Origin of the sequence: Blochmannia endosymbiont of Camponotus (Colobopsis) obliquus, from assembly GCF_000973545.1 — a bacterium.
In the GTDB taxonomy this organism is placed as follows: domain Bacteria; phylum Pseudomonadota; class Gammaproteobacteria; order Enterobacterales; family Enterobacteriaceae; genus Blochmanniella.
Genome location: NZ_CP010049.1, coordinates 554,239 through 579,820 on the forward strand (window position 1 = coordinate 554,239; position 25,582 = coordinate 579,820).

Here is a 25,582-nt window from a genome sequence, read left to right on the forward strand (position 1 = left end):
AATGAACTTTATCATAATATCTTCTAAAAAAAATTACATATATTATATTATGTTCAGGATTTTTGTTTTATTAAGGAACTTATATAAGGAAACGATCCGATGTCAGATAGATCAAGATTAAGAATTGCAATACAAAAATCTGGAAGATTAAGTAAAGAATCACAAGAACTATTGGAACAATGTGGAATAAAAATCAACTTACAACAACAACGACTATTAGCATTTGCAGAAAATATGACAATTGATATCATGCGAGTCAGAGATGATGATATTCCCGGATTAGTAATAGATGGTGTAGTTGATTTAGGTATTATTGGGGAAAATGTTTTAGAAGAAGAACTACTAAACAGACAAGCACAAGGAAACAATCCCAACTATTTTACGCTACGTAGATTAGATTTTGGTAATTGTAGATTATCTATAGCTATACCACTGGATGCCCCATGGAATGGAACCAACTGTTTACAAAATAAACGTATAGCTACATCATATCCACATTTACTAAAACAATATCTGGATAAATTAAAAATTAATTTTAAATCATGTTTATTAAATGGTTCAGTAGAAGTTGCTCCACGCGCTGGATTATCAGATGCTATTTGTGACCTAGTATCTACTGGAGCAACCTTAGAAGCTAATGGTTTACGTGAAGTAGAAGTTATTTATCGTTCTAAAGCATGCCTTATTCAAAGATTTGAAAAACTATCAGCAATCAAACAATCACTAGTAGATAAATTAATGATTCGTATTCAAGGAGTAATTCAAGCAAGAGAATCTAAATATATAATGTTACATGCACCAACTGAAAAATTAAAAGAAATTATTGACTTATTACCTGGAGCAGAAAGTCCTACTGTCCTACCATTAGCAGGTAACCAACAGAGAGTGGCAATATATATGGTTAGTAATGAAAATCTATTTTGGGAAACTATGGAAAATTTGAAAAATCTTGGTGCTAGCTCAATCCTAGTACTACCAATAGAAAAAATGATGGAATAAATAACATGAAAAATAATTCATTTCCAGAAATAATATTTTGGCATAAATGTTGTAATAAAAAAAAAACAACATTATTAACTAGACCATCTATAATAAATACAAAACATATTACTATAGATGTACAAAATATACTAAAAAAAGTTGAATTAAATGGAGATTCTGCACTCAAATCACTAACTCTACAATTTGATCATACTGAAATAAAACAATTTAGAGTCACACATACAACTATAAAACAAGCACAAAACAAAATATCTAAAAAATTTAAAGAAGAAATAAAAATAGCAAAAAAAAATATTACTGTTTTTCATCAAGCACAAAAAATACCTGCAATTAATGTAACAACATCACCAGGTGTACTATGTCAACAAATAACACTTCCATTAAATGCAGTAGGATTATATATTCCAGGAAAATCAGCACCGTTAGTATCAACCGTTTTAATGTTAGCAGTGCCAGCATTAATAGCTGGATGTAAAAGAACAATCATATGTTCACCACCTCCAATAGCTGATGAAATTTTATATGCTGCTTATTTATGTAATATAAAAGAAATTTATCAAATTGGAGGAGTACAAGCTATTGCTGCTATGGGATTTGGTACTGAATCTATTGCTAAAGTAAACAAAATATTTGGTCCAGGTAATGCGTGGGTTACTGAAGCAAAAAAACAAATCAGCCAAAAAATAAACGGTCCGACTATAGATCTTCTAGCAGGACCTTCTGAACTAATAATTATTGCTGACAACAAAGCCAATCCAAAATTTATAGCTGCTGATCTGTTATCTCAAGCAGAACACGGTCACGATTCTCAAGTTATTTTATTAACACCAAGCATAGAATTAGCAAAAAAAGTAAAAAAAGAAATAAAAAAACAAATATTAAATCTTTCTCGTAATAAAATTATTAAAAAATCACTGGTAAATAGTTCATTAATTATTACTTCTGACTTAAAAGAATGTATATCCATAAGTAATCAATATGGACCAGAACATTTAATCATTCAAACACAATATCCACGATCTTTAATAAATTTTATTACAAATGTTGGATCAATATTTCTTGGTGATTGGTCACCTGAATCGGCTGGTGATTATGCATCAGGTACTAATCATATACTACCTACTTATGGATGTACACTTACTAATTCTGGACTAAGTTTAATAGACTTTCAAAAACGCATAACAATACAACAATTAAGCAAAGAAGGTTTGTTAAATTTAGCACCAACTATACAAACATTAGCCAAAGCTGAAGGCCTGACCGCTCATGAACATGCCGTAACATTACGTACCACTATTTTTAAGGAAAACAATGAAAATTAATCATTTAGCTAGAATAAATATATTAAAATTAAACCCATACCAATCTGCTAGAAAACTAGGTGGCAAAGGTAATATTTGGCTTAATGCTAATGAGGCACCAACATCTTTTACTTATATTAATAAAAACTATAACAACTTAAATAGATACCCAGATTGTCAACCAAAAACAATAATACGTAATTATGCATCCTACGCAGGAGTTCAACCTGATCAAATACTCGTATCTCGCGGAGCAGATGAAGGTATAGAATTGTTAATGCGTGCATTTTGTGAACCTAATAAAGATGCTATCATTTTTTGTCCACCAACATACGGCATGTATAATATTTGCGCTGAAACACTTGGAATAAAACGCCACATAATTCCATCTATTGCGAACACAAATTGGCAACTTGACCTGCCTGCAATAAATCTAAAATTAAAAAATGTAAAATTGATATATATTTGTAACCCAAATAATCCTACTGGAAATATTATCAACCAATATGATATTAAAAAATTATTACATTTAATAAATAATCGTGCACTACTAATAATAGATGAAGCTTATATTGATTTTTGTCTTCATGCAAGTCTCGTAAGTTGGTTATCAAAATTTTCTAATCTAGTTATCTTAAGAACTTTATCAAAAGCTTTTGCCCTAGCTGGTTTGCGATGCGGTTTTACTATAGCCAATGCTGAAATAATTAAATTATTACTAAAAGTAATTACTCCTTATCCACTACCCTCTTTAGTAATAGATATTGCTGAACAAGCATTAACAAAGAAAGGACTATCACAAACAAACAAAAGGATAAACACTATTAACAAAAATAGAAATTACCTTGCTCAAGAATTAACTAAGTGTCCTTGCATAAAACAAGTTTTCCCTAGCGTAAGCAACTACATATTAATCAAGGTATATCCACAATATGAAGTATTTAAAAAATTATGGAATATGGGTATAATTTTAAGAGATCAAAGTAAACAATTAGGACTATCAAATTGTATACGTATTACAATCGGCACATATCAAGAATGTAAATATGTTGCTAATATATTACAACAATTAAACACGACATAATATGAACAGGAACATTTTATGAAACAAAAAATTCTATTTATTGACCGTGATGGCACCCTTATTCATGAACCTGAGGAAACTTTTAAAGTTGATCATATAGAAAAGATTATATTAGAACCTGATGTTATCCCTGCTCTGTTAGCATTACAAAAACATGGTTTCCAATTGGTTATGATCACTAATCAAGATAATTTAGGAACTAACACTTTTCCTCAAGAAGATTTCGATAAACCTCATTCATTTTTGATGAAAATATTCACATCTCAAGGCATTATATTCAATAAAATATTAATTTGTCCACACTCTTTAGAGGATAAATGTAATTGCCGTAAACCACAAACTACATTAATAACTTCTTGGCTAAACTTCAATACATTTGATAAACTTAACAGTTATGTTATTGGAGATCGACAAACTGATATGATGTTAGCAAAAAATATGGATATTAGCGGAATATATTATCATCCTATCGATTGCAATTGGCAAAAAATTGTTACAAAACTAACAAAACGTAATCGTTATGCTCAAGTCAATAGAACTTCACAAGAAACTAATATTAATGTGCAGATATGGCTAGATAAAGTAAATAATAATTATATTGATACAGGGATAAAATTTTTTGATCATATGTTACATCAAATTGCTACTCATGCGAATATTAGTATGAATATCAAAGCCAAAGGAGATCTCTTTATTGACAACCACCATACAGTAGAAGATATTGGCTTAACACTAGGAAAAGCGTTATATCAGGCTTTAAATAAAAAATATGGAATTAATAGATTTGGTTTTACTTTACCAATGGATGAATGCTTAACTCAATGTGTGCTAGATATTTCTGGACGACCATACCTCAAATATAAGGTTAAATATAATCATCAACATGTTGGAGATTTGAGTACTAACATGATCGAACATTTTTTTCGTTCTCTTTCTTGTGCTATGAAATGTACTTTACATATACATAGTAAAAACAGCACTGATGATCATCATATAGCAGAAAGTTTATTTAAAGCATTTGGACGTACATTAAAACAAGCTATCCATATCAGTAATGATTTTCACTATGATATACCAAGTACCAAAGGTATTTTATAATGCATATTGTTATTATAGATACTGGTTGTTCAAATTTATTTTCGGTTGCCACTGCGATTCATAACTTAGGATATCATTCTACCATTAGTCAAGATGTTAATTGTATATCACAAGCAGATAAATTATTTTTACCAGGTGTAGGAACTGCACAATCTGCTATGCAACAACTAAACAAGAAAAAAATAATAAATTTAATAAAAACATGCAAACAACCAATCTTAGGTATATGTTTAGGTATGCAATTGTTTGGTAGCAGTAGTGATGAAAATGGAGGTATTACAACATTAAACGTTATTAATATTCCTACAAAAAAAATCAATGTTAACAAATTACCATTACCACACATGGGGTGGAATAAAGTAACAGTGAAAAATAAACATTATTTATTTCATAATATTAAAAATAATAATTATTTTTATTTTGTGCACAATTATGCCATGCCATTATGCAACGAAACAATTGCTAAATCACATTATGGTTCTTCATTTACTGCTGCTATAGCATACAAAAATTTTTTTGGTGTTCAATTTCATCCAGAAAAATCAGGATATGCAGGTAAGCAACTAATTAAAAATTTTTTAGAAATAGAGATATAAATTATTTATGATAATCCCAGCCTTAGATATAATCAACGGAAATGTAGTACGTTTAAACCAAGGACGTTATGAAATGCAATATAATTATGGTAATCAATCACCACTGTTATGGATACAAAAATATCTGAATCAAGGAGCAAATACAATACATTTAATTGACTTAAGTGGCGCACGCAACCCACATAAATGTCAAACTTCTTTATTAATAAAAATACTTAAATATAATAAATTAATAAAAATTCAAATTGGAGGAGGCATTAGAACATTAACAGATATTGAAACTTTATTAAATGCTGGGGCAAATAAAATTATAATTGGTTCTATGGCAATAACACATCCACACATAGTTAAAGAATGGTTTAAACATTTTAGCGCAAATATCTTAATCTTAGCTTTAGATATTCGTATAAATAGTGAAAAAAAATACATAATCTCCATTAATGGTTGGCAAAAAAATTCCAATTTTGAATTAAAAGATATAATTGAACTATATAATACAGTGGGGGTAAAATATGTTTTATGCACGGATATTTCACGTGACGGCACATTATCTGGAAGTAATGTAACCTTATATCAAGATTTATGCTCCACTTGGCCAAATATATCATTTCAAGCTTCTGGAGGTATTTCAAATTTAGAAGATATTAAAAAAATAAAAAATAGCGGAGTAAAAGATGTTATTATAGGAAGAGCATTTTTAGAAAAAAAAATTACTATATCAAAAGCTATCCAATGTTGGCAAAACGCATAATTCCTTGCCTAGATGTTTTTAATGGCAAAGTAGTAAAAGGTATACAGTTTCAAAACCATGAAATTATTGGAGATATTATTTCGCTTGCACGTCGCTATGTTGAAGAAGGAGCTGATGAACTGGTATTCTATGATATTACAGCTTCTCCAGAGCACCGAACCGTAGACAAAAATTGGATATCACGTGTTGCTGAAATAATAGATATTCCATTTTGTGTTGCAGGTGGTATAAGAACATTACAAGAAGCTAAAGAAATACTCGCATCTGGTGCAGACAAAATTTCCATTAATTCTCCTGCTCTCATGGAACCAAAATTAATTCAGCACCTAAGCGATAACCTAGGTACACAATGTATTGTTGTAGGCATTGACACATGGTATAACGCAAAAAAAAATATCTATCAAGTAAAATGCTACACTGGCAATACAACATATACGCAAACAACAAAATGGAATACTATAGAGTGGGTAAAAAAAGTACAAAACTACGGTGCTGGAGAAATAGTATTAAATATGATGAATCAAGATGGATTGCAAGAAGGTTACGATATAGTACAATTGTGCGAAGTACGTAAAATATGTCATGTTCCATTAATTGCTTCGGGAGGTGCTGGAACAAAACAACATTTTTTAGAAGCTTTCCGTGATGCTAATGTAGACGGTGTATTAGCTGCTTCAGTATTTCATAAAAAAATTATCAATATTAATTCATTAAAAAATTTTCTGATTAATAAAGGAATACAAATAAGGCTATGACAATAAAAAAACAACAAAAAACATTACAAAATATTAATAATTTAATGCCTGCAATTATCCAACATGTTAAATCCGGTGAAATATTAATGTTGGGATATATGAATGAAAAAGCAATACAAATTACTAAAGAAAGTGGATATGTAACTTTTTTTTCTCGTAAAAAAAAATGTTTATGGACCAAAGGAGAAACTTCAGGAAATAAATTAAAATTCATAAATTTATTTAAAGATTGCGATCAAGATTCATTATTAATTTTGGCATTACCATATGGACCGACGTGTCATAATGGAACTAGTAGTTGTTTCTACCCCGCTAATAGTAGCTGGAGTTTTCTGTTCAAACTAGAAGAACTTGTAAATAAAAGAAAACTATCAAATATAAAAAATTCCTACACAGTAAAATTATTTACTAAAGGTTCAAAATGGATTGCTCAAAAAGTTGGTGAAGAAGCCATTGAAACTATTTTAGCATCAGTAACAAAAAACAAAGAAGAAATTATCGATGAATCTGCAGACTTACTTTATCACTTACTAGTACTTCTACAAGATCAATCATTGGACTTAAGTAAAGTAATTGATAAATTGAAAATACGCCATAATTCTTAAATATACAAAATAAACAATCATCATCCTTTATAAAATTGGTTGTATTGATCACAATGCATTTTTCAAAAAATATTTAACATACCGATATCAATAAAAATAATTATTTTATTTTTTTTATTTACGTCCATTTCGTATAAAACACACCCTCTCTGTCAAGACGCTTATAACCATGTGAACCAAAATAATCTCGCTGCGCTTGAATAAGATTAGCCGGTAAAAAAGCCGAACGATAACCATCGTAATAAGATACAGCCGCCGAAAAAGCAGGAAGAGATATTCCTTGTTTAACTCCCAAAACAACTACATCGCGTAAAGATTGTTGATAATTATAACTTATCTCTTTAAAATAAGGCGACAATAACAAATTCTCTATAGCAGGCCTATCAACATAAGCATCAATAATTTTCTGTAAAAATTCCGCGCGAATAATACATCCAGCGCGAAAAATTTTAGCAATTTCAGAACAATTTAAATTCCATTCATTTCTATGCGATGCTGCTTGTAATTGTGCAAAACCTTGAGCATAAGAAATAATTTTTCCTAAATAAAGAGCTTTTCTAATCTTTTCAATAAATTTATCTTTATTACCAACGAATTCTATTGCACGCGGTCCTACAAGTTCTTTAGCAGCTATAATGCGTTGACGTTTTAATGACGACAGATAACGAGCCAAAACCGATTCAGTAATGATACTTAATGGTTCACCTAAATCCAATGCACTCTGACTACTCCATTTACCTGTGCCTTTATGATCGGCTTCATCTAAAATCAAATCAATTAAATCACATCCATCATCTGTTTTTTTAGTAAAAATATTCTTTGTTATTTCAATTAAATAACTATTAAGTTCACCACAATTCCATAAATGAAAAACATCTGCTAATTGATTATTTTTTAAATTTAAAACACACTTTAATAACACATAAGATTCAGCAATTAACTGCATATCACTATATTCTATTCCATTATGTACCATTTTAACATAATGTCCAGCACCATCTGGCCCAATATAAGCCACGCAAGATCTACCTTCTGCAGAAGCAGCTATCTTTTTTAATAATGATTCTATTTTATTATATGTTTCCCTATCACCACCAGGCATAAGAGAAGGTCCATATAAAGCGCCCTGAGCACCTCCAGATACACCCAACCCAATAAAATGAATACCTACCGCCAATAATGAACGATATCTACAAATTGTATCTTTATAAAACGAATTGCCTCCATCAATCAAAATATCTCCTGTTGATAATAAAGGAGCGCAATAATCAATTATTTGATCAATACTTTTTCCAGCTTGCACCATTAAAAAAATCAAACGAGGTTTGTCTAAAGAAAAAATAAATTCTTCCATAGAAGAAGCACCAACTATTTTTTTTCCAAAATTTTCACAAACTATTTTATCAGTTATTGATTTAGTTCTATTAAAAATAGATACACTATAACCACGACTTTCAATATTCAGAGCTAAATTACGCCCCATTACACCCATACCTATTATCCCTACATTCTGTTGTGCTGACATAAATATTCCTTTAATTGTTATACAATTACTATTATAAAAATTTATGACTATCAATAATTATGTAATTAACAACATTATACTTCATAATTAATTCGTGTTAATTTATAAAATTTTTAATCACAAAACCCATTTTGTTATTAATAAAATTATTAATATTCATATAATAAAACTATTTCATTACACACAACAATAAACTAATCATAATTAAATGCACCATAAATTATGGTATAAATTTGTACAGCAAATGATTAATGAATTTTATGTTCTATAATATCCAAAAAAAAAACAAAAAATAAACATCAAATTATTGTTAATCAACATTATATATGCTTTGTAAACATTTTTTACAACACAAATCCAAATTTTATAAAATATTACTCAATTTAACTATTATCAATACCTATAATAACATTATAATATAAAATAATCTAAATAAATAAAATACAACAACAACATCACTTTATGATAAACAACAATGACACTGAAAATAACAAATAAAACAATACATTTGCATGTAAATATATATATTTTCATATATATATAAACAATACTAAAATTTATTCTCAATTTTTATTGACATATATCACAATACAAAATATACACCATATATAAACTGTATCCCTCGTTTATATTATTTACATAAAAAATATAAAATTTAAATCTATTTAACCTAAAACATTAATTATATCAATTATAATATTTTGTCTTAATATACAATTATATTTGAATACACTGACATAAAATTATGAATAAAAATAAAAAAAAAATGTTAATTACATGTGCTTTACCATATGCTAATGGAGATTTACATCTAGGACATATGTTAGAACATATTCAAGCCGATATTTGGGTACGTTACCAAAAAATGAAAGAAAATAAAGTGTTCTTTATATGCGCTGATGATGCACACGGAACACCAATAATGATTAAAGCAAAAAAATTAAACATCATTCCAGAAAAAATGATTGAACAAATTAATCAACAGCATAAAAAAGACCTTACAAAATTTGGCATAAATTACGACAACTACTACACTACTCACAGCAAAGAAAATCTAGAACTATTAACTCTCATATATAACAAATTAAAAACAAATAAACTGATTAAATCACGATTTATTTATCAATTATATGATCCAAAAAAAAACATTTTTCTTCCTGATAGATTTGTCCAGGGTACTTGTCCAATATGCCTATCTCCTGACCAAAATGGCGATCATTGTGAAATATGTGGCGCAACTTATAATCCCCAAAATCTTATAAATCCAAAATCAATAATTTCTGGAAGCACGCCTATAATAAAAAAATCCGAACATTTTTTCTTTGATTTACCAAAATTTAATAATTTTCTTCACAATTGGATTAATTCCGGAAAATTGCAAAAAGAAATAATAAATAAAATGCAAGAATGGTTTAAATTAGGTCTACAAGAATGGGATATATCAAGAGATGCACCATATTTCGGATTTAAAATACCTGGTACTACTGGAAAATATTTTTATGTTTGGTTGGATGCTCCTGTAGGGTATATGAGCACTTTTAAAAATCTCTGTGATAAACGCAACAATGAAATAAACTTTGAAGAATTTTGGCGCGCTAATTCACGTACTGAATTATATCATTTTATTGGTAAAGATATTATTTATTTTCATAGTTTATTTTGGCCAGCTTTATTACAAGGCAGTAACTTTCGCTTACCAACTAATTTATTTGTTCATGGACATATAACAATTAACGGGAAAAAAATGTCTAAATCGCATGGCACATTTATAAAAGCAAGTACCTATCTGTCATATTTACATCCAGATTACCTACGTTATTACTATGCAACAAAATTATCATCACATATTGATGATATAGACCTTAATTTTTCAGATTTTATCTTTAAAGTAAATTCTGATATAATAAACAAAGTTATTAATTTAGCATCTCGTAGCGCTAGTTTTATAAATAAATATTTCTATGGAAAAATATCAGATAACTTAATCGATCCAAAATTATATGATATATTTATCAATGCTTCAGATGATATCAGTCAAGATTTTCACAATCATAAATTAAATCATGCAATGAAAGAAATTATCAAATTAGCTAATTTAGCTAATAAATATATTGACAAACAAGCTCCCTGGGTAATTATAAAAACATCAAATAACAAAAAAAAAATACAGGATATTTGTTCTATGGGTATTCAATTGTTTCGTATTTTAATGACTTATTTAAAACCTGTATTGCCACATGTAGCTCAAGATAGTGAAAAATTTTTGAACACTACTTTCACCTGGAAAAATATTAAAATTCCATTAAAACAACATACTATTAACCCATTCAAAGTACTATTAACACGCATAAATTCAAAGCAAATAGAAAAAATAATTATAGATTCAAAAAAATAGATAATAAATAAGTCAATGTATCAAATAACAATAAATAACAAATGACATAGCAACTTCTTCAATATTTTTGTCAAAACGAACATATCAAACAATAAAAATATTATTACATTTCATTCATAATTTATATATAGTATGCAAATACTTTTACAATGTTAACAAACTGACCTCTTATTTTAAAAATAAAACGAATTATAATTACCAAAGTAATTACAAAACAACATACAATCATTAAAAATAATACTCTCTAAATTTACACTAATATTGTATACTGCAAAATACTTGCTGATATAGTGATATTATTATAAATTGATTACAATACGCACTAAAATCATTTTAAACAAAAACAAAAACATATATCCAGTAATAATACATGACACAATGATCATTGTATTACATTAAATTACATTATATAAAAATTCTCGACGAATATTTTCACTGGATTTAAATGAACCTCCCAAAGAAGTAGTTGTAGTAACAGTGTTATTATCACGTACACCACGTGCTTTAATGCAAAAATGTACTGCATCAATAGATATTGCTACATCATTAGTATCAAGCAAAACTTGTAGAGCAAAAAAAATTTGTTGAGTTAGACGTTCCTGTACTTGTGGACGTTGAGAAAAAAACCGCACTATCCTACTGATTTTTGATAAACCAATAACGCTATTTTTAGGTATATAAGCAACTGTAGCTTTACCATCAAAAATAACAAAATGGTGCTCACAAGTACTAGTTAAAGAAATATTACGTATTGCAATCATTTCATCAACTTTCATTTTATTTTTTAAGATTGTAATTTTTGGAAAATTTAAATAATCTAAACCTGAAAATATTTCCTCTACATACATCTTTGCAATACGATTTGGTGTATCCATAATACTATCTTCATCCATATCTAAATTCAATAAAGTCATAATTTTCATCATATGTATTGCAATATGATTTTTGCAACTTTCATTATTACGCTTCTTATTACTTAAAGGCACTTCCAATCCACGCATTAATAAATTATCATAAACTAATGATGCTTCTTTTGTCCAACCAAGCATAATAAATAAACTCCATATCCAGTTACTACATCATAATTAATACAATATAACTATATCTGTTATAACGACAGTTAAAACAGATACATTAAAAATATTTGTTAAATTGTCAAAATTTTATAAAAAATAATATTAAATGTTAACAAAAATATTTTAACCAATTATTTACTTCACGCATAACTTATATAAAATCATTTATATTGTATTATTTTAAATAAAAAATAAATAACAATTCAATTCAAACAAAAAAATATCACCTTAATTATATTATTGTCAAAATAATAAATAAACATAAATATCAAACGTTCATTAAAACAAAATATATAAAATCAATAAACAAAATAAAATATTAAAACTTTATTGATACTTAATTTTTTATTAAACATATGAAATATATACAAAATTATTTATACATATCAACAAAAAAATAAAAAAACATATTATATTACAACAATACAACACACACATTAACATGACTAAACAACGAATGTAACATATTATAATCAATATAGTTATAACAAACTTATAAATTATATTTGCTATAAAATATAAATTTGACTATAATCCTCAACAAGCAAACTTATATAATACAATAATATATATTTAGTTTTTAAATCATGTTAACTTTTCATGCAGTAACTCGAAAAAAATTAGGAACTCAAGCAAGCAGACGTTTAAGATTGCAGAAACAATATCCTGCCATAATTTATGGCAAAAATATCCTACCAATATCAATTTCTTTAAACTATAACCACTATTTTAATATTCAACAAATTAAAAAAATATATAAAGAAAAAATGATTTTAATTATCAACCAAAAAAATGAAACTATGGTAAAAATTCAAGAAGTCACATACCATCCATTCAAACCAATTATAATGCATATAGATTTTATTCGTATTTAAAAATATTATCTTAAATGTTTTTAAAAAACTCAAATTAATTGATCAATATTAAATTAATGCACAATATACATATTAAATTAACTTCACCAAAAATTAGTCTTGAAATAAAAAACTATTTTTACTATGACAAAAACATCAATAATAATTAATATATTATTCCTAATATTTCAAAACAACAGCCTAGATAGATTTTAGGTTAAAACGTATAATATAATATTTTATTATATATTTTTATCTAAATTTTACATCATCACGATGTAAATTCATTGCTAATTCAATTAGTTTAGTAATTAATGCTGTACAATTTAACCCACTTGCCTGCCACAACTTTGGATACATACTATCTGACGTAAATCCAGGCAATGTGTTAACTTCATTAATTATAATTTGATTACTTTGAGTTAAAAAAATATCTACACGTGCCATACCTAAACAATTCAGTACCTTAAATGCTTTTAAAGAAATACAACGAATTTTCGAAGTAATTATATTACTAATTTTAGCAGGAATGATTAACTGTACACCTTGTGTATCAACATATTTACTACGATAAGTATAATACACATCATTGTGTATTATTTCACCACATAAACTAATCTGTAATTCTTCATTTCCTAATACCGCGCATTCTATTTCCCGACCAATAATAGCAGATTCCACTAAAATCTTATAACTAAATTCAAATGCTAATTTTAATGCCCGATAAAAATCACTTTTATTGAACACTTTAGATACACCCAATGACGAACCTTGATTAACAGGTTTAATAAATAAAGGTAAACCTAAACTACTAACAAAATATTCAAAATTTACACCATTAATACAATAATCTTTATAAGTTAATATCTCATAAGAAGTAACTTTCAAACCAGCATTACGTAACAAACATTTAGAAATATCTTTATTCATGCTTATTACCGATCCTAACACGTGAGAACCAATAAATGGTATTTTACTTATTTGTAATAAACCTTGTAAAGTACCATCTTCACCAATTGATCCATGTACGATGGGAAAAATCAGATCAATTTTTAAAAATGACAAAAGATTATCCATATACATAAATCGATACGGACAATCTTGTAAAGATAAAAAAATATTATTACATCCATGTTTTTTAATATAACTACAAAAAGTATTTACAGAATATTTCTTGTTGTCCTGTAGAAAACATGACAAATCACTAACATACCATTTACTCGATTTATCTATCATTATAACAATTACTTCAAAACAATCTTTGTCAATAAAATTTATTATGTTTATAGCGGATAAAACCGATACTTCATGCTCTAAAGAACTACCTCCAAAAATAATTCCAACACGCAACTTTGACATAACTTTCACTAAATACATAAAATCATTTATCAAAACTTACAATAAATAATTAACCTAAAATGATTACATGAATTAAAAAAATAAAACTCTAATTATTATAATAATAGTTAAATAAAAATAGTATCCACCATAATAAAATCAAAAAACAAAAACCAGTAAAGAATATACATTTTCTTTCTGGTTTTTGTTTTTTTGCATAAAATTAAAATATATAAGAAATACCCAATGCAAGAATATTATCAGTAGATAACTGCACTGCTTGAACAAAATCATCTTTCTTAAGTAAATTAATTTGATAATTAACTTTAGTTAATACATTTTCATTAAAATTATAACTAGCACCTATAGCAATATATTTCTTCAAATAACTATTATAATTGTGCACTATATCACTAATTTTAGAATGTAAATAACTTATAGAAGGACGCAAACCAAAATCAAACCGATACTGAACGACCAACTCAACATTCTTTGCTTTATCAGCAAAAGCATGTACTTTTTCTACATTTGAACCACCACCATTAACAACAAAATCACCAAACGGAGTCATATGACGAGTCTCACCATACAATGCAGCAACATAAAAATTATTCGCATCATACTTTAATCCTAATGAATACGCTTCGGCATTATCATCATTACTAATAATATTAGTATTACTACCCTCTTCTTCACCTCCACGCACAACATTAGCATTTAAAGCTTGTTGATTTGCGGTACGCTTACTATTAGAATATGCAGCTGATGCAAACATACCATGGTCTAAGTTAAAAATTACAGACACACCATAACCTTCCCCATTAGCTTCCTTTACACCATCATATCCATTAACTTTCTTAATATCGTCATTTTTACCTTGATATTGTAAAGCAAAATTAAAACCATCTAATAAACCAAAAAAATTGGTATTACGATAAGTAAGAACATTAGAAGCACGTCCAGAAAGAAAATTATCTACGATAGAATTATCACCACCAAATTCCGGCATAACATCCGTCCAAGACCCAACGTCATATAAAATTCCATAATTTCTACCATAATCAATATAACCAAAATCACCAAATTTTATACCAGCATAGCCTAATCGTATGCATCCATTCTTAATATTACTACGTTCAATATATTGAAGACCAGTTTCATACTCAAACATACCAAACCCAATAAATTGATCACTCGTTTGAGTTTTGCCAATTACCCCATACCGCACAAAAGAATAATTACCATTTTTACTATCGTCATTAGATAAATAATATCCACTATTGAGTGTACCAAAAAAATCTAACAGATTACCATTTTTATTATAAATCTCAGTAGCACTCACAGTACCTGCCGCAATCATAGTCGAAACTAGCACTCTAAGATACCGCAATTTCATATTAATACCCCATATTTTTAATCATATATTACTGTTTAAATAACTTAATAACTACCCATTATACTACTTTGCACAAATTACTAAAAACTTATTCAATAAAATTGATAACTCACTTACTTAATGCTAACAATTTAAAAAAATAAATATAACAAAATCTAATAACAACATTGACGTAATACATTCTAGTCAAAAATTACATGACATAAATCATTTCAAAATTAAATCAATACAACATAAAATAAAACGAAAACAACACAATAAAAAGGTATTATAAATTATAATTTTAATCTATTCAAGTTAAATATAAACCTACTAAACATTTAGATTAAATAAAACGAAATACACAAAAAATGATTAGCATATACTACCACTCATTTTATCCAAGACAAATTAAAAAAATTTTATAACACTTACAACAAAGCAACACATTACTCTTAACAATTAAAATTCATTGAACCATTTTACCTCACAAAAATGTGACACTCAAATACAACAAAAAAAATGAATAAAACACTTTAAATATACTTAAACACTAAAAATAAAACTACATATTTTATTTATTTAAAATATCATCATCCATAGAATCTGCAACACGCTGTAATCCGACTACTCGTTCATTTTCAACTGTTCTAATTAATACAACACCTTGAGTATTACGACCAATAATACTAACTTCTGAAACAGGAATACGTACTAATGTACCAGCATCCGTGATCATCATAATTTGATCACAATCATTTGCTTGTACAGCACCAACCACTTTACCATTACGTTCACTAACTTTAATAGAAATCACACCCTGAGTGGCACGCGATCTTACCGGATATTCTACTTGAGCCGTCCTTTTCCCATATCCATGTTGAGTAACAGTAAGAATTGAGCTATTATTAAGTGGTACAATAAGAGATACTACTCGATCCCCTTCCACTAAATTGATACCTTTTACTCCAACTGCAGTACGACCCATATTACGAACCTGTTTTTCAAAAAATCTTACTACTTTTCCATAAGAAGAAAATAACATAACCTCATTTTCACCGTTAGTTAAATTTACTCCAATTAATTCGTCCCCCTTGCTAAGATTAATAGCGATAATACCCGCGCTACGTGGACGGCTGAATTGTATTAAAGAAGTTTTTTTTACAATACCCATAGAAGTAGCCATAAATACATAATATCCCGCTTCATATTTACGTACTGGTAAAATAGCTGTAATTCTTTCATCAGCTTCCAGTGGCAACAAATTAATGATAGGTTTTCCACGAGAACCGCGATTAGATACAGGTAAACGATAAACCTTCATCCAATATATACGACCATAATTAGAAAATAATAAAATTGTATCATGGGTATTTGCCACTAATAACCGAGTAATAAAATCTTCTTCTTTAATACGTGCTGCTAATTTCCCTTTACCACCTCGACGTTGTGCTTCATAATCTGTTAATGGTTGACATTTAACATAACCCTGATAAGATAAAGTAACCACTACATTTTCTTGGTTAATTAAATCCTCGATATTAATATCTGAAGAATTAATAATAATTTCAGTACGACGTGAATCGCTATATTGTTCCTTAATGCTAATCAATTCTTTGCGAATTACATCCGTCAGACAACTTGAATCTTGTAATACTTTAATAAAACGACCAATTTTAATCAATATATCTTTATACTCAAATAATATTTTCTCATATTCTAAACTAGTAAGTCTATGTAATCTTAAATCTAAAATAGCTTGAGCTTGGCAATTAGTTAAACGATATTTACCATTTACGATAACACGATCCATTTTTAACCATTTAGACTTAAATATATCAGTATTAATTGTTTTTCTCATCTCAGGCACAATACCAGAAAACCAAGCACAAGACATTAAACTGGCATTAGCTTCCATTGAATTTATAGACTTGCGAATAATATCAATCATCAAATCAATATTAGATAACGCGATAGTTAACGCTTCCAATATATATACACGGTCTCGCGCTTTTTTTAATTCAAAAAACATGCGTCTCGTTACTACTTCTCGACGGGAACATATAAAAGCAGATAAAATTTCTTTAAGAGAAAAAATTTTTGGCTGTCCATTAAATAATGCTACCATATTAATGCCAAATACAACTTGTAACTGTGTTAAAGTATATAAATTATTCAAAACTACCTCACTAATGGCATCACGTTTCACCTCAATAACAATACGCAAACCATCTTGATCAGATTCATCTCGTAATCCACTTATGCCTATAACACGTTTTTCCTTTACTAATTCAGCAATCTTTTCTATTAAACGTGCTTTATTCACTTGATACGGAAGTTCATATACTATAATAGACTCTCGTCCAGTCTTCATATCGCTTTCTATTTTAGTACGTGCACGTATATATATTTTTCCTTTACCAGTGATATACGCTTCTTTAATACCACTCTTATCATTAATAATAGCAGCAGTAGGAAAATCTGGACCAGGAATACATTTCATTAATTCTTCAATACTAATATTTTCATTATCCAAAATAGCCAAACACCCGTCAATCACTTCAGAAATATTATGAGGGGGGATATTAGTAGCCATACCTACTGCAATACCCGAACTACCATTAATCAACAAATTTGGTATTCTGGTAGGTAATACTTCAGGTATATATTCAGTACCATCATAATTAGGTTTATAATCGACAGTATCTTTATCTAAATCCAACAATAACTCACGAGCAATTTTCGACATACGTACTTCAGTATAACGCATAGCTGCTGCTGGATCTCCATCAATAGAACCAAAATTGCCTTGACCATCAATTAATACATAACGCATAGAAAAATATTGAGCCATTCGTACAATACTATCATACACCGCCGTATCCCCATGTGGATGATATTTACCAATAACATCACCTACAACCCGTGCTGACTTTTTATACGATTTATTCCAATCATTACCAAGTATATGCATGGCATATAATATACGACGATGTACTGGTTTTAATCCATCTCTGACGTCAGGCAAAGCACGTCCAACAATCACAGACATAGCATAATCTAAATAAGAACGTTTGAGTTCTTCTTCAATATTAATATAACTAATTTCCTTAGCAAGACCATCCATCAAGATATACCCACCTTCAGAACTTAATACAATGATGTGTTATAATTATTTAATTATTTCTATGTTTTTAATAAAATTTTTGAGATATTTAAATATAGAAATAACATAAATAACAGCCCGGTACACAATAAATTGACTATAATAACGAATAAACTATATTCACCAAAATTATAAAATAAAGATACAAACATGAAAAATAAAATAAATAATACACTTGTGTCAAATAAAAACAACATTGATCTTGATGAAATAAATAAATTTAACGATTTTGCTCATCTTTGGTGGAATAAAAAAGATAAATTTAGCTCTTTACATAAAATCAATCCACTACGCTTAAATTACATTCTTGAACGTTCACATGGATTATTTGGTAAAAAAATCCTAGATATAGGATGTGGTGGCGGCATTCTAACAGAAAGTATGGCACAAGAAGGCGCTGAAGTTACAGGTATAGATGTAGCAAAAAAATTATTAAAAATAGCACATACGCATGCACTAGAAAATGATTTACAAATCAAATATTTTCAACAAACAATCGAACAACATATACAAGAATATCAAAGTTATTATGACATAATTACTTGTTTAGAAATACTAGAACATGTTCCAAATCCATTATCATTAATTCAATCTTGCGCAATAGCGGTCAAACACAATGGACAAGTATTCTTTTCTACATTAAATCGTAATTTTAAATCTTGGCTATACGTTATTCTCGGTGCTGAATATCTATTTCAACTATTACCTAAAGGCACTCACAACTTTCATAAATTTATTAAACCATCAGAACTATTAGACTGGGCTAATAACTCATCATTATATGAACAACACATAATTGGAATACATTACAATCCATTATGTAATCATTTTTATTTTAAGTCTGATATTACGCTAAACTATATAATACACACAAAACACATAAAAAACTCTACAAATATTTTTTCACAAAATTATAATAAAAATACACAAACCTGAACAAAAATAAATAATCTTCAAATAATTCCCAAAATAAATAAACATTTTTTTGTGATACTCAATGCTAATAATATATATTTAATTGCTAATATAGTTTATAAATACCAATATCATCGTAACGTTGATGAAAATTAATCATTACTTACATTAACCGTGTGATAAATTTTCATTAAAAAATAAAACACAACAAAAATTATATTTAATTTATTTAATAAAAATAAAAAATTTATTAAATTACATCATTTATTTTGGATATGTTTAAAATTACTATATCCCATCTCTTGCAAAAAAACATTTTTAACGTTATTTTTGAAATATAAAACAACAAATTACACACTTAGAATAACATAAACGAATTAAAAATATTATTAAATATACACACACTGAAATTTATATCTATCTACGGTTGTAATATATCATGAATCAAAGTTTATTAGTAACAAAACGCAATGGACGTCAAGAAATTATCAATCTCGATAAAATCCATAAAGTTATTAATTGGGCTGCACAAGGATTAAAAAAAATTTCTGTTTCACAAGTAGAATTGCGTTCTCATATACAATTTTATGATGGAATAAAAACATCTGATATACAAGAAACAATAATAAAAGCTGCTGCAGACTTAATTACACAAGAAACACCAGATTATCAATATCTTGCTGCAAGACTAACAGTTTTTCATTTACGCAAAAAAGCTTATGGACAATTTAAACCACCAAAACTGTATGATCACGTTGTGCGATTAGTAAAATTAGGTAAATATGACAAACAATTATTAAAACACTACAATATTCAAGACTTTGAATATATGAATAATATTATTGATCATTGGCGTGACATGAATTTTTCTTACGCAGCGGTTAAACAATTAGAGGGAAAATATCTAGCACAAAATCGAGTCACCGGAGAAATATATGAAAGTGCACAATTTTTATATATATTAATATCTGCCTGTTTATTTGCTAAATATTCAACAGAAACTCGCTTAAAATATATTAAGCAATTTTATGATGCGATATCAACTTTTAAAATATCTTTACCAACACCTATTATGTCTGGTGTACGAACACCGACACGACAATTTAGTTCATGCGTACTTATTGAATGCGACGACAGTCTTGATTCAATAAATGCAACATCAAGCGCAATTGTAAAATACGTTTCACAACGAGCTGGTATAGGCATTAACGCTGGACGTATAAGAGCAATAGGTAGTGCAATTCGTGGGGGAGAAGCATTTCATACAGGATGTATCCCTTTCTATAAACATTTTCAAACAGCAGTGAAATCGTGTTCACAAGGAGGAGTACGTGGAGGTGCTGCTACACTATTTTATCCTATATGGCATTTAGAAGTAGAAAATTTATTAGTATTAAAAAACAATCGTGGAATAGAAGATAATAGAATACGACATTTAGATTATGCAATACAAATTAATAAATTAATGTATCAACGCCTGATACAAAACAAAAATATCACGCTATTCAGTCCCTCTGATGTCCCAGGATTATACGAATCGTTTTTTACTAATCAAAAAGAATTTTACAAACTATATATATCATATGAAAAAAATCGTAATATTCGACATCAACATATTAAAGCGATAGAATTATTTGCATTAATAATGCAGGAACGTGCTTCTACGGGACGTATCTATATTCAAAATGTAGACCATTGCAATACTCACAGTCCGTTTAATAAAATGATAGCACCAATACGACAGTCTAATTTATGCCTAGAAATTGTACTACCTACTAAACCTCTTAAAAACATTAATGATAATGATGGAGAAATTGCCTTATGTACTTTATCAGCATTTAACCTAGGTGCTATTGAACACCTTGATGATTTATCAACATTAGCTAATCTTGCAGTACGCGCCTTAGATGCATTATTAGATTACCAAAATTACCCTGTACCAGCTGCAAAACACAGTGCTATAAAACGACGTTCTTTAGGCATAGGAGTAATTAACTATGCATATTATTTAGCTAAACATGGTATGCGCTATTCAGATGGTAGCGCAAATCAATTAACACATCGTACATTTGAAGCTATTCAATACTATTTATTAAAAGCATCTAATGAACTAGCTAAAGAACAAGGTCCATGCATGTGGTTTAACGAAACTAATTATGCACAAGGTATTTTACCCATTGACACTTATAAAAAAGATATCGATACTATTATTAATGAACCGTTATACTATAACTGGGAGGATTTACGTGCAAATATTAAACAATATGGATTACGTAACTCTACTCTATCAGCTATTATGCCATCAGAAACATCGTCGCAAATCTCAAATGCCACAAATGGTATAGAACCACCAAGGGGATATATTAGTATCAAAGCATCAAAAGATGGTATTTTAAAACAAGCAGTCCCAGAATTAACAAAACTAAAAGATCACTATGAATTATTATGGGATATACCTAATAATAGTGGTTATTTGCAATTAGCAGGTATCATGCAAAAATTTATTGATCAAGGCATTTCTGCAAACACTAATTATGATCCATCTCGTTTTTTAAATAATAAAGTTCCTATGAAAGTTTTATTAACCGATTTACTATTTGCATATAAGTTAGGTCTCAAAACATTATATTATCACAATACACGTGATAGAGCCGATGATTCACAAAAAAATATACAAAATACGTATCAAATTGACTGTATAAGTGATGCATGTAAAATATAAAACTTCAAATACGTAAAAAAATTTATTTTCTTAACATAATTTAATTTGGAATATTCTCTATGACTTACACAACATTTTCTCAAAAAAATAATAATCAACTTAATGAACCAATGTTTTTAGGTCAATCAGTAAATATTTCACGTTTTGATCAACAAAAACACAATATTTTTGAAAAACTGATCGAAAGACAATTATCTTTTTTTTGGCGTCCCGAAGAAATTGATATTTCTCGTGATCATATTGATTTTCAAAAACTACCAAACCATGAAAAACACATTTTTATCAGTAATTTACAATATCAAACACTTTTAGATTCAATTCAAGGACGGAGTCCAAATATTGCATTATTACCACTCATTTCAATTCCAGAACTAGAAACTTGGGTAGAAACGTGGTCATTTTCTGAAAGCATTCACTCTCGTTCTTATACTTATATTATTCGTAATATAGTTAACGAACCGTCAATTATTTTTAATAATATTATAACTAATAAAGAAATTATAAAACGTGCTAAAGATATATCTTTTTATTACGATAGTTTAATAGAGCTAACACATTATTACCATCTATTCGGAGAAGGCAAAAAACAAATTAACGAAAAAATAATAACAATAAGTTTACACGACTTAAAAAAGAAACTATATTTATGTTTAATTAGTATTAATGTGTTAGAAGCTATTCGTTTTTATGTAAGTTTTGCTTGTTCTTTCGCATTTGCTGAACGCAAATTAATGGAAGGTAACGCTAAAATCATACGATTAATAGCTCGTGATGAAGCACTGCATTTAACTGGCACTCAACATATGATAAATCTTTTACGTTCAGGTAAAGATGATAAAGAAATGGCAAAAATTGCCTCAGAATGCGAACAAGAAAGCTATAATATTTTTATGACAGCTGCGCAACAAGAAAAAAATTGGGCTAATTATCTATTTCAAGACGGATCAATGATCGGTTTAAACAAAACCATTCTGTACCAATATATTGAATATATTACCAATATACGGATGAAAGCACTTGGATTTAATAATATACCATTTTCTATTATATCTAATCCTATACCATGGATTAATGCTTGGTTAGTATCGGATAATATACAAATAGCTCCACAAGAAGCTGAAATCGCTACTTATCTAGTTGGACAAATAGATGCAAACATTGATGACGAAGACCTCAAAAATTTTCAACTATAATAAAATATTAATCGAAATAACAAAATTGGATCATAAAAATATTGTGTCATTTTATTACCAACATAATAAATATAAACATTTTTCATTACTAGAAATATTAGAAAAATATCAAATAAAAATTAACTTTCAATGTCGCTCAGGATATTGTGGTGTATGTAAGATCACATTATTAAAAGGACAAATAAAATATTACAGAGAACCATTAGCTTCCTGTATAAATAATAATGAAATATTATCTTGCTGTTGCATACCAGTGGAAAATATTAAATTAAATTTGTAATTCAACAAACTTTTTTTTACACGACTTTCAAGATATTAAGTAACCAACAATAATAAACATTAAGAATAAAATTATTTATATAATAATTGTGTTAAGTTAATTAACGGTTGCGGATATATTCCTAAAAATAAAATCAAAACAAAAGAAATTAAAATTATCATTCCTAAAGGAGTTATACCCCAATTCCAAGGGATATTACACAAAATCCTTTTAGAAGAAAAAGAATATAAAGTTCTTATTATTCGCAAATAATAAACAAGACCAATAACACTGGATAATAACACTGATCCAATAAACCACCATAACTCACTATGTACACCTAAAATAATTACATAAAATTTACTTATAAAACCTAAAGTAATTGGAATTCCTGCTAAAGATAATATCATAACTGTAAACACCACAGATAAAAATGGATGATCCCAAAACAAACCACGATATAAAAATAATTCACTTCTTTCTCTATTTTTAGAAAAAGTAGATATTAAACTAAGTATACCAAATATTCCCAATGAACTTAATAAATAACTAACCAAAGATATACCAACAGTTTCCAAAGATAATTCATTATTTTGTTTTGACAACAAACCAATTAAAATATAACCAAAATGAGCAATAGAAGAATACCCTAAAATTCTTTTAATATTATTTTGTCTAATAGCTATTAGATTTCCAAATAACATAGAAAAACAAGCAATAATTACTAGGATAAAACTAATTTTTGTACTACTACAAACGCTTGACATTACAGGAAATATCCTAAGCATCATTGCGAAAACTGCAATTTTATTAACGGTAGATAAAAAAAGATTAACTGGAATAGAAGAACCTGCATACACATCAGCAGTCCACGAATGAAATGGAAATAAAGATAATTTAAAACCAAAACTAGCTATCATAAAACCTAAACCAATTAAAAATAATTCTTGAGATATAACATTACTAGCACTATTATTATTAATATCTATAATTGACAACGTACTGCAATAAGCGTAAATTAAAGCTATTCCAAACAACAAAAAAGATGAAGAAATAGTAGATAAAATTATATATTTGACACTTGCAGATAAAGAAGAATAAATTGCATAATTATAACCTATTAAACCATACAAAGGTACTGCCAATAATTCTATACTAAGAAATATCATAACTAAATGATTGGTGCAAACTAATAAAATTCCACCCATTACTGATATTAAAATCAATAAATAAAATTCCTCACGATTACCTAAATAACTATCTAACCATGTATATGCTAAAACGCTACTTGCCAAACTTGCAAATAAAATTAATACCGAAAAAAATATAGAAAAATTATCAACTACAACCAAATCTGTGACAATTTGAGCACCATATTTTTTCGTAAAATATAAAGATAATAAAGACAATTTTAAACTAAAAAATGTTACACTTGAAATTATAAAATGATTTCGAAAAAATGAAATACACAACATTATACATACCACTGTAACTCCTATTATTAAAACAGGCAATAATGCAATTATTTCTTGAAAAGAGATCATCATAATGTCACGTTGCTGAATAAAATTT

Annotated in this window: 19 protein-coding genes and 1 pseudogene; 14 read left to right on the forward strand and 6 right to left on the reverse strand. The window is 28.0% G+C overall.

Features of this window, described 5'->3' with window-relative positions; translation table 11 throughout:
* Positions 1-99 precede the first annotated feature (99 nt).
* From hisG to hisIE, 8 genes are read left to right on the forward strand one after another with little or no spacing between them, the layout of a single operon-like run.
* Positions 100-999 (forward strand): ATP phosphoribosyltransferase, encoded by a 900-nt coding sequence (gene hisG, locus BOBLI757_RS02335; protein ID WP_046305122.1) that lies wholly within the window; start codon positions 100-102, stop codon positions 997-999.
* A gap of 5 nt (positions 1,000-1,004) precedes the next feature.
* Positions 1,005-2,324: a histidinol dehydrogenase gene (hisD, locus tag BOBLI757_RS02340; protein ID WP_046305123.1), complete on the forward strand. Its 1,320-nt coding sequence runs from the start codon at positions 1,005-1,007 to the stop codon at positions 2,322-2,324.
* Positions 2,314-3,387, forward strand: a complete 1,074-nt coding sequence (hisC, locus tag BOBLI757_RS02345; protein WP_046305126.1) for a histidinol-phosphate transaminase — start codon at positions 2,314-2,316, stop codon at positions 3,385-3,387. The genes hisD and hisC overlap by 11 nt, the downstream gene beginning before the upstream one ends.
* An 18-nt stretch (positions 3,388-3,405) precedes the next feature.
* Entirely contained in the window at positions 3,406-4,485 is a 1,080-nt protein-coding gene (gene hisB / locus BOBLI757_RS02350; RefSeq protein ID WP_046305128.1) for a bifunctional histidinol-phosphatase/imidazoleglycerol-phosphate dehydratase HisB, read from the forward strand.
* Positions 4,485-5,081 (forward strand): imidazole glycerol phosphate synthase subunit HisH, encoded by a 597-nt coding sequence (hisH, locus tag BOBLI757_RS02355; protein ID WP_046305130.1) that lies wholly within the window; start codon positions 4,485-4,487, stop codon positions 5,079-5,081. Before hisB ends, hisH begins: the two co-directional genes overlap by 1 nt.
* Before the next feature lie 7 nt (positions 5,082-5,088).
* Positions 5,089-5,832, forward strand: coding sequence for a 1-(5-phosphoribosyl)-5-[(5-phosphoribosylamino)methylideneamino]imidazole-4-carboxamide isomerase (hisA, locus tag BOBLI757_RS02360; protein WP_046305132.1), 744 nt, complete (start codon positions 5,089-5,091; stop codon positions 5,830-5,832).
* Entirely contained in the window at positions 5,814-6,587 is a 774-nt protein-coding gene (gene hisF / locus BOBLI757_RS02365) for an imidazole glycerol phosphate synthase subunit HisF (protein ID WP_046305134.1), read from the forward strand. Before hisA ends, hisF begins: the two co-directional genes overlap by 19 nt.
* Positions 6,584-7,192, forward strand: coding sequence for a bifunctional phosphoribosyl-AMP cyclohydrolase/phosphoribosyl-ATP diphosphatase HisIE (hisIE, locus tag BOBLI757_RS02370; RefSeq protein ID WP_046305136.1), 609 nt, complete (start codon positions 6,584-6,586; stop codon positions 7,190-7,192). Before hisF ends, hisIE begins: the two co-directional genes overlap by 4 nt.
* Positions 7,193-7,310: 118 nt before the next feature.
* On the opposite strand, the gene gnd is transcribed toward hisIE, so the two are convergent.
* Positions 7,311-8,717 (reverse strand): decarboxylating NADP(+)-dependent phosphogluconate dehydrogenase, encoded by a 1,407-nt coding sequence (gnd, locus tag BOBLI757_RS02375; protein WP_046305138.1) that lies wholly within the window; start codon positions 8,715-8,717, stop codon positions 7,311-7,313.
* Between the two features lie 745 nt (positions 8,718-9,462).
* On the opposite strand from gnd, the pseudogene metG reads away from it, so the two are divergent.
* A pseudogene (gene metG, locus BOBLI757_RS02380) lies at positions 9,463-11,109 on the forward strand (methionine--tRNA ligase); the annotation flags it as partial.
* 398 nt (positions 11,110-11,507) lie between these two features.
* On the opposite strand, the gene folE reads toward metG, so the two are convergent.
* Complete coding sequence (gene folE / locus BOBLI757_RS02385) at positions 11,508-12,161, reverse strand: GTP cyclohydrolase I FolE (RefSeq protein WP_046305140.1); 654 nt, start codon at positions 12,159-12,161, stop codon at positions 11,508-11,510.
* Between the two features lie 614 nt (positions 12,162-12,775).
* Here folE and rplY point away from each other — a divergent pair.
* Positions 12,776-13,063, forward strand: a complete 288-nt coding sequence (gene rplY, locus BOBLI757_RS02390; protein ID WP_046305142.1) for a 50S ribosomal protein L25 — start codon at positions 12,776-12,778, stop codon at positions 13,061-13,063.
* A 231-nt stretch (positions 13,064-13,294) separates the two neighbouring features.
* Here rplY and BOBLI757_RS02395 read toward each other — a convergent pair whose 3' ends face one another.
* The 3 genes from BOBLI757_RS02395 to gyrA all read right to left on the reverse strand — a co-directional run bounded on the left by BOBLI757_RS02395 (position 13,295) and on the right by gyrA (position 18,882).
* A complete protein-coding gene (locus tag BOBLI757_RS02395; protein ID WP_046305456.1) occupies positions 13,295-14,401 on the reverse strand; it encodes a D-alanine--D-alanine ligase family protein in 1,107 nt (368 codons plus the stop codon).
* Between the two features lie 202 nt (positions 14,402-14,603).
* Positions 14,604-15,776, reverse strand: coding sequence for a porin (locus BOBLI757_RS02400; RefSeq protein WP_046305144.1), 1,173 nt, complete (start codon positions 15,774-15,776; stop codon positions 14,604-14,606).
* Between the two features lie 553 nt (positions 15,777-16,329).
* On the reverse strand, positions 16,330-18,882 hold the full coding sequence (gene gyrA, locus BOBLI757_RS02405) for a DNA topoisomerase (ATP-hydrolyzing) subunit A (RefSeq protein WP_046305147.1): 2,553 nt from the start codon (positions 18,880-18,882) through the stop codon (positions 16,330-16,332).
* 189 nt (positions 18,883-19,071) lie between these two features.
* Here gyrA and ubiG point away from each other — a divergent pair, with 189 nt between their 5' ends.
* The 4 genes from ubiG (at position 19,072) to yfaE (ending at position 24,031) form a co-directional block, all read left to right on the forward strand.
* Entirely contained in the window at positions 19,072-19,857 is a 786-nt protein-coding gene (gene ubiG, locus BOBLI757_RS02410; protein WP_046305149.1) for a bifunctional 2-polyprenyl-6-hydroxyphenol methylase/3-demethylubiquinol 3-O-methyltransferase UbiG, read from the forward strand.
* A gap of 418 nt (positions 19,858-20,275) precedes the next feature.
* On the forward strand, positions 20,276-22,558 hold the full coding sequence (nrdA, locus tag BOBLI757_RS02415) for a class 1a ribonucleoside-diphosphate reductase subunit alpha (RefSeq protein ID WP_046305150.1): 2,283 nt from the start codon (positions 20,276-20,278) through the stop codon (positions 22,556-22,558).
* Between the two features lie 59 nt (positions 22,559-22,617).
* Complete coding sequence (nrdB, locus tag BOBLI757_RS02420) at positions 22,618-23,751, forward strand: class Ia ribonucleoside-diphosphate reductase subunit beta (protein WP_046305152.1); 1,134 nt, start codon at positions 22,618-22,620, stop codon at positions 23,749-23,751.
* Positions 23,752-23,776: 25 nt separating this feature from the next.
* Positions 23,777-24,031, forward strand: coding sequence for a class I ribonucleotide reductase maintenance protein YfaE (gene yfaE, locus BOBLI757_RS02425; RefSeq protein ID WP_046305458.1), 255 nt, complete (start codon positions 23,777-23,779; stop codon positions 24,029-24,031).
* A gap of 71 nt (positions 24,032-24,102) precedes the next feature.
* On the opposite strand, the gene nuoN is transcribed toward yfaE, so the two are convergent.
* Positions 24,103-25,557, reverse strand: coding sequence for an NADH-quinone oxidoreductase subunit NuoN (gene nuoN, locus BOBLI757_RS02430; RefSeq protein ID WP_046305460.1), 1,455 nt, complete (start codon positions 25,555-25,557; stop codon positions 24,103-24,105).
* Positions 25,558-25,582: the final 25 nt, after the last annotated feature.

What these genes read in the sequence shown, in the direction of transcription:
- hisG (WP_046305122.1), top strand. Translation starts at nt 100, where the DNA reads ATGTCAGATAGATCAAGATTAAGAATTGCAATACAAAAATCTGGAAGA.
- hisD (WP_046305123.1), top strand. Translation starts at nt 1,005, where the DNA reads ATGAAAAATAATTCATTTCCAGAAATAATATTTTGGCATAAATGTTGT.
- hisC (WP_046305126.1), top strand. Translation starts at nt 2,314, where the DNA reads ATGAAAATTAATCATTTAGCTAGAATAAATATATTAAAATTAAACCCA.
- hisB (WP_046305128.1), top strand. Translation starts at nt 3,406, where the DNA reads ATGAAACAAAAAATTCTATTTATTGACCGTGATGGCACCCTTATTCAT.
- hisH (WP_046305130.1), top strand. Translation starts at nt 4,485, where the DNA reads ATGCATATTGTTATTATAGATACTGGTTGTTCAAATTTATTTTCGGTT.
- hisA (WP_046305132.1), top strand. Translation starts at nt 5,089, where the DNA reads ATGATAATCCCAGCCTTAGATATAATCAACGGAAATGTAGTACGTTTA.
- hisF (WP_046305134.1), top strand. Translation starts at nt 5,814, where the DNA reads ATGTTGGCAAAACGCATAATTCCTTGCCTAGATGTTTTTAATGGCAAA.
- hisIE (WP_046305136.1), top strand. Translation starts at nt 6,584, where the DNA reads ATGACAATAAAAAAACAACAAAAAACATTACAAAATATTAATAATTTA.
- gnd (WP_046305138.1), bottom strand. Translation starts at nt 8,717, where the DNA reads ATGTCAGCACAACAGAATGTAGGGATAATAGGTATGGGTGTAATGGGG.
- folE (WP_046305140.1), bottom strand. Translation starts at nt 12,161, where the DNA reads ATGCTTGGTTGGACAAAAGAAGCATCATTAGTTTATGATAATTTATTA.
- rplY (WP_046305142.1), top strand. Translation starts at nt 12,776, where the DNA reads ATGTTAACTTTTCATGCAGTAACTCGAAAAAAATTAGGAACTCAAGCA.
- BOBLI757_RS02395 (WP_046305456.1), bottom strand. Translation starts at nt 14,401, where the DNA reads ATGTCAAAGTTGCGTGTTGGAATTATTTTTGGAGGTAGTTCTTTAGAG.
- BOBLI757_RS02400 (WP_046305144.1), bottom strand. Translation starts at nt 15,776, where the DNA reads ATGAAATTGCGGTATCTTAGAGTGCTAGTTTCGACTATGATTGCGGCA.
- gyrA (WP_046305147.1), bottom strand. Translation starts at nt 18,882, where the DNA reads ATGGATGGTCTTGCTAAGGAAATTAGTTATATTAATATTGAAGAAGAA.
- ubiG (WP_046305149.1), top strand. Translation starts at nt 19,072, where the DNA reads ATGAAAAATAAAATAAATAATACACTTGTGTCAAATAAAAACAACATT.
- nrdA (WP_046305150.1), top strand. Translation starts at nt 20,276, where the DNA reads ATGAATCAAAGTTTATTAGTAACAAAACGCAATGGACGTCAAGAAATT.
- nrdB (WP_046305152.1), top strand. Translation starts at nt 22,618, where the DNA reads ATGACTTACACAACATTTTCTCAAAAAAATAATAATCAACTTAATGAA.
- nuoN (WP_046305460.1), bottom strand. Translation starts at nt 25,557, where the DNA reads ATGATGATCTCTTTTCAAGAAATAATTGCATTATTGCCTGTTTTAATA.